This is a genomic window from Natronospirillum sp. (assembly GCF_022565775.1).
Taxonomy (GTDB): Bacteria; Pseudomonadota; Gammaproteobacteria; order Pseudomonadales; family Natronospirillaceae; genus Natronospirillum.
Window position 1 is genome coordinate 1 of sequence record NZ_JAIUMC010000146.1, and the last position, 4,814, is coordinate 4,814.

6 protein-coding genes are annotated in these 4,814 nt (G+C 57.1%); all 6 read right to left on the minus strand.

The window, feature by feature from the left end; all coding sequences use genetic code 11:
- Positions 1-1,055 (minus strand): carboxylate--amine ligase (locus tag LAT62_RS15900; protein WP_293386151.1); only part of this gene is annotated, 1,055 nt, incomplete at its 3' end.
- A gap of 105 nt (positions 1,056-1,160) precedes the next feature.
- A complete protein-coding gene (locus LAT62_RS15905; protein ID WP_293386141.1) occupies positions 1,161-3,143 on the minus strand; it encodes a hypothetical protein in 1,983 nt (660 codons plus the stop codon).
- Positions 3,144-3,230: 87 nt separating this feature from the next.
- Positions 3,231-3,533, minus strand: coding sequence for a CopG family antitoxin (locus LAT62_RS15910; RefSeq protein WP_293386143.1), 303 nt, complete (start codon positions 3,531-3,533; stop codon positions 3,231-3,233).
- Between the two features lies 1 nt (position 3,534).
- The gene (locus LAT62_RS15915) at positions 3,535-3,807 is read right to left on the minus strand and encodes a BrnT family toxin (protein WP_293386145.1); all 273 of its coding nucleotides are present in this window, start codon (positions 3,805-3,807) and stop codon (positions 3,535-3,537) included.
- A gap of 355 nt (positions 3,808-4,162) precedes the next feature.
- A complete protein-coding gene (nadS, locus tag LAT62_RS15920) occupies positions 4,163-4,450 on the minus strand; it encodes a NadS family protein (protein ID WP_293386147.1) in 288 nt (95 codons plus the stop codon).
- Between the two features lies 1 nt (position 4,451).
- On the minus strand, positions 4,452-4,721 hold the full coding sequence (locus LAT62_RS15925; protein ID WP_293386149.1) for a type II toxin-antitoxin system RelE/ParE family toxin: 270 nt from the start codon (positions 4,719-4,721) through the stop codon (positions 4,452-4,454).
- Between the last annotated feature and the right edge of the window lie 93 nt (positions 4,722-4,814).

The window sequence follows — 4,814 nt, forward strand, 5'->3', positions numbered from 1 at the left end:
TTGCTGACCACGCGGCGGCGCGGATAGACACCGAAGCAACCGGCATAGCCTTTGGCATCTACCACTTCGCGGGGGAAGAAGTCGTTCACTTCCTCCTTGGTGCTTTTCGGGTCGAACACCACCATTGACGCCTGGTAGGCGCTGAAGCCGTAGGCCCGCTCAATCAGTTCGAAGGCCTTGAACCCGGGCGGCCGGTAGGCGATCTCGCCAAAGTACATTTCGCCGTCGGCGGTCACAAAGTACTCAGGGTGAATCAGTCCGAACTTGATGTCGAAGGTCTTGATCAGTTTTTCGATCTGCTTGGTGATCGCATTGCGCCAGCTTTCCAGCTCATTGGTGGCGGGCACAAAGACCGAATAGCCGAGAGTCACATACTCGGAGATATTCATGAACTTGATCTCACCGTCGTGGATCCAGGCTTCCACCGCAAATTCCCAGCCATCCAGGTGGCTTTCCATCAATAGCGGATACTCCTCCGCCGGAATGGCGTCGATCTCTTCGATCTTGCGGATCATGCGGTGCCCCAGGCAGCCGGCTTTATCGAAGGCCTTCACATGGATAGGGTCATCGGGGTCCCCGTCGAGCTTGAGCAGCGTCTGGTTGACGCGCTTCATAAAGCGGACGATATCTTCCTTCTCGTGGGCTTCTTCAAAAATCCCTACGCGAATGCCGCCGAGCTGAGCGCGACGCTTCATCAGCGCCTTGTCGCGGAACAGAATGGACTGCCCGTACATGCGCGGATTGTCCATGAGCACCGAGTTGATGGCGCCCGACCACTCCACGGTTTCCTCGAACAGGGGGATGGCCACATCGACACCCTCGGCCTTGAGCCGTTCGGCAATTTCCAGCGACCGGTCGTTCAGGCGCACAAAATCCCAGGGAATGAACGGAATCTTGTTGGCCTCGCAGAAATCGGTGGCCCACTCGGGCGCAACCACCAGGTAGCGGCGATCAAACTTCTGGGCGGCCTTGATGGCATTGACGCTCCAGCCCAGCAGCGCAATATAGCCCTTGTTCGGATCCTTGGGGGTCTCTGTTCCGCGCACGGAATCCATGGTCGGGTCGGTCCAGCTTGAAACATCTGAAGGTGTGGGCGTTTCTGCTAGTTTCGACATAATGTGTTCTCCTTTCGCGTTGTGCATGGGGGCTCCGGGGCGCAGTCAGCGCTCCAAAGCCCAGCTGTTGCGGGCCAGGTCCATGGCCCGATTGAGTTCGTCGGTTGGAATCAGGCTCGACTCGCCCTTTTCAAGCGGGTCGTAGTGAAACAGGTACAGCCGCGAGGCGAACTCGGCGACCGGCAGCGAGGCTTCTCCGTAAAATTCACCATGCCCCTGGGTGGAGGTGACAATACCCTGGCCCCAGTTCTGCCCGCTGTCGTTGTTGGGATTGAAAAAATACACCCGCATTTCCTGATGCGGATCCAGCGCCAGGCGCTGGATGGTGATGGCGTGCCACCCCAGAAAACGTGTGGCACTGTCGGTTATCGCAATCCCCGCCGGTTGCGGGTTGATCACCGGAATGTCGCCGTTGTAAATCGGGTGATAGGCCGCGTAAAAATCGCGGATGAACCCTTCAAAATCATTGAGCATTCCGGTGGCCACAGCTACAGCTATACGAAACCCGTGGCCAACCTGATCACCGTGAAATTCGGTATTGACCCATTTGTGGGGGTCTTCGCCGCGTCCGATACTGAGCCGACCCATGGCAAAATAGATGCGGTCCAGGTGGGGCACCGTCAATAGCGACACGGCATCCACCTCTACCGGAGGCTCGGAAGCCAGGCCTTCGCCCAGTTCCCGGGATGAGAGGCTGGCGCCCTCAAAGCGCATCACCACTTCGTCGTCGCGTGCTGCCCAGGCCAGGACGCGCAGCAGCTCCGCCGGGGTGTTGTAGGCCCACATGGACAGAGCGCGGGTCGACTGGCAGGTGGGGTAGTTGCCTTGCCCGATGCCCAGTGGACTGCCCAGAACATTGAGCACATCGGCCAGCAGAAACGCGGACGCTGGCCTGCTGGTGCCGAATACGGCCCTGATCTTTTCCGCCGCGGCATCGCACAAAGGCAGTCTGATCTGCCGCCACAGTGACGGCGCTACCGGCGGCGCATACAGAATGCCCCGCTCGAGCATCATGGCCAGGCCATAGGCACACTGGCTGGTTTCGGGAAACAGCGCCTCATCAATCAGCGTATGAATCAACTCAGGGTAGCAGTGAAAGGCGTCCGCCCCGGTTTTGCTCAGCCCCAGTGCAGTGGGAATCAGCTCGTTCCAGCGCGTACGCAGGTAGCGGATAAAGCCCGGCATGTAGGGGGAAACCAGTCCCGTGCGGTGCATCGCCTGAGCAAAGCCGATGGCCTCCTGCAGCAGGGCGGCATTGTCCATGTCCACCAGGCGCGCGCTGTACACCTCAAAGCCCGGATCGTCCCGACAATCCTCGGTGGGGCTGAATAGCGCAGTCACCAGTTGTTGTGCATCCGCGCTGACCTCGCCATCCAGCGCCTCCGGCTTTTCCAGGCAGGCGGCTATCTGGGCCACCATCTGCTTGATACTGCCCACCTGCACCGGACGCTGGGCCAGAATGCGCCAGACCTCGGCCACCAGATGTTCCAGCAGGTTCTCGTAGCCCAGGTGCCGAAGCAGGTAGTGGTAAAGATTCTGAACGGCATAACCGAGCTCGTCCGGTCGCAGCCGATCGCTTTCCTGCAGATCGCTGACCACCAGATCGAGATTCATCGCCAGCACCTGGGCGAGAAAGTGATGGGCGTGTTCCGCCGAGACAGAAGGGTGCGTGTAGTCGCCCCTGGCTACCGCCAGCAGGCGAATCTGACTCAGGATTTCCACCAGGTTCGCGGTCGGTTCGCCGTGGCGCACGGTCCGCACGGCCAGAGAGGGCGCCAGCGTCCGGGGATAATCCCAGTCACTGCCACCGAAGAAGCCGGCGGCTTCAATCGCCGATACACGCTCATACAGCGCGTCCAGCCCATCGGCATTGAACATCAGGGCTCGAGCGGCATCGACCACTTCGAAAACGGGGGACACACCCTCAACGGCATTGGTGTCGGCAAGTCGCTTGATTGCAGCATCAAGCTGTTCAAAAAGCTCCCCCGACACGCTGTCATTTTGCGGGGCGGGTGCGTTTGAGTTCATCCTTTCACTGTCCGCCTAACACCGGGGCTTGTCAACCGGGCGCGGACAGAGTGCCTGGTCAGGTCCCTTGGCCAGCCGGCAACGGCTTCAGCGCGACCGCGAGCCTGACTTGTTAGCAGAGATGTCTTTGAGACCACCAGATACATACTTGTGCAGAACACTGGAGACCAAAGACTGATAAGGTAGCCCTTCTTCCAGTGCGCGACGCTGAAGCGCTTCCAGATCACGGCTGGAGATACGGATGTTGATCCGCTTGTCTTTCTTGAACGTTTCTTCTGCTGCCTTCGCGAGATACTCCCGACGATCTGCATCCAGATCCGATTCGAACTCTCCGGACTCGTATGTCTCAAGCAACTCTTGCTCTTCGGAATTCAGTTTCGTGTCGGCCATACTAACCCCCTAAAAATTTCTTGGTAGCCTTGCGACTGGTGATGATCGGCTTGAGAAAGATTTCGCTATCATTCTCGACGTATGGCACCAGCCAGGCGTAATCATCAATCCGAACCACAAAAAGTCGCTGATTCGGATACTTGTCCCTGTTGGGGTGAGGTCCATCATCAAGCAAACCACCAGACTGAAGAGCGAACAGGAGATCTTCGAAAGAAACTCCGCGCTCGCTCATCAACTGCTGGTTCTTTTCAGCATTCCAGTTAATTTGCTTCATCAGAGGAGTTTAGCAGAATGTGTGCCTATTGGCATCATGCTGCCCCGGCATTGCCGGCGCCCGCGTTCAATGCATAGTCAGGCGCCAACCGGACGATGCTCCGTGCCAGCACCTGGAGTAAGGAACAGCATAGTTGTAGGAACCGATGTCCTCGCCGTGTGCCACAGATCAATGGATCAATGGATCAATGGGGTCTGATCAATGGGGTCAGAGTCGTTGATCCTCTGACTTGCTGGAAAGGAATTGAGGCCTGCGGGTCAACATATCTATTGACCGAGGGGCGATCTCTTTCGAGATCAGGCCAGTTGGCAATGGTGTCAGCGCGACCGCGAGATACTCCCGCCAGTATTTTTGTTTACGCACTAAGCGCCTTTAGTACAGCCTGTGGCTCCTTCGAAACCACATTCAATAGAACCAGGGCAGGCCCATGAGGCGACCGGTCACCGCGTTCCCAGTGACGCAAAGTGCTAACACTGATACCAAACGCAGATGCAAATTCAAGCTGGGACATACCGAGTTTGGCGCGTACTTTCTTGACTTCAACGGGCCCAAACTCATGCACGATGGCCTTGGGAGTGTTCCCCTTGGAATATTCAATGGCCTCATCAAGACCCTGCTGTATGCTTTCAAACACGTTACTCATGTTAACCACCATATCTTTCAAGCAAGAGCTTTGTCAGTTTGCTTAATTGGTTGCGCTCAGGCTTTGAGATGTTCGCCTTTTCGCCCTTGCCAAAAACCGTCAAAAGGAACAGTGGCACACTTCCGTTGTGGTAGTAGTAGATAACCCTGGCACCACCACTTTTGCCTTTACCCTGCGCCGACCAGCGAAGCTTCCTGATTCCTCCGGTTCCCTGCATGATCTCACCAGATTGAGGGTGAAGTGCATATTCCGGCCCATCATGAACACCCATTCCGGTTTATCGTGAACACCGATTCTGGATGATCATGAGGAGGTGCGGCGCTTTTCTTGGACTGTTTTATGCTGCAATCCCCAGGCTCGCTCG

Bases quoted from the DNA above. Each gene is read 5' to 3' on its own strand.
- nadS (WP_293386147.1), bottom strand. From the start codon at position 4,450: ATGAGTAACGTGTTTGAAAGCATACAGCAGGGTCTTGATGAGGCCATT.
- LAT62_RS15915 (WP_293386145.1), bottom strand. From the start codon at position 3,807: ATGAAGCAAATTAACTGGAATGCTGAAAAGAACCAGCAGTTGATGAGC.
- LAT62_RS15905 (WP_293386141.1), bottom strand. From the start codon at position 3,143: ATGAACTCAAACGCACCCGCCCCGCAAAATGACAGCGTGTCGGGGGAG.
- LAT62_RS15925 (WP_293386149.1), bottom strand. From the start codon at position 4,721: ATGGGTGTTCATGATGGGCCGGAATATGCACTTCACCCTCAATCTGGT.
- LAT62_RS15910 (WP_293386143.1), bottom strand. From the start codon at position 3,533: ATGGCCGACACGAAACTGAATTCCGAAGAGCAAGAGTTGCTTGAGACA.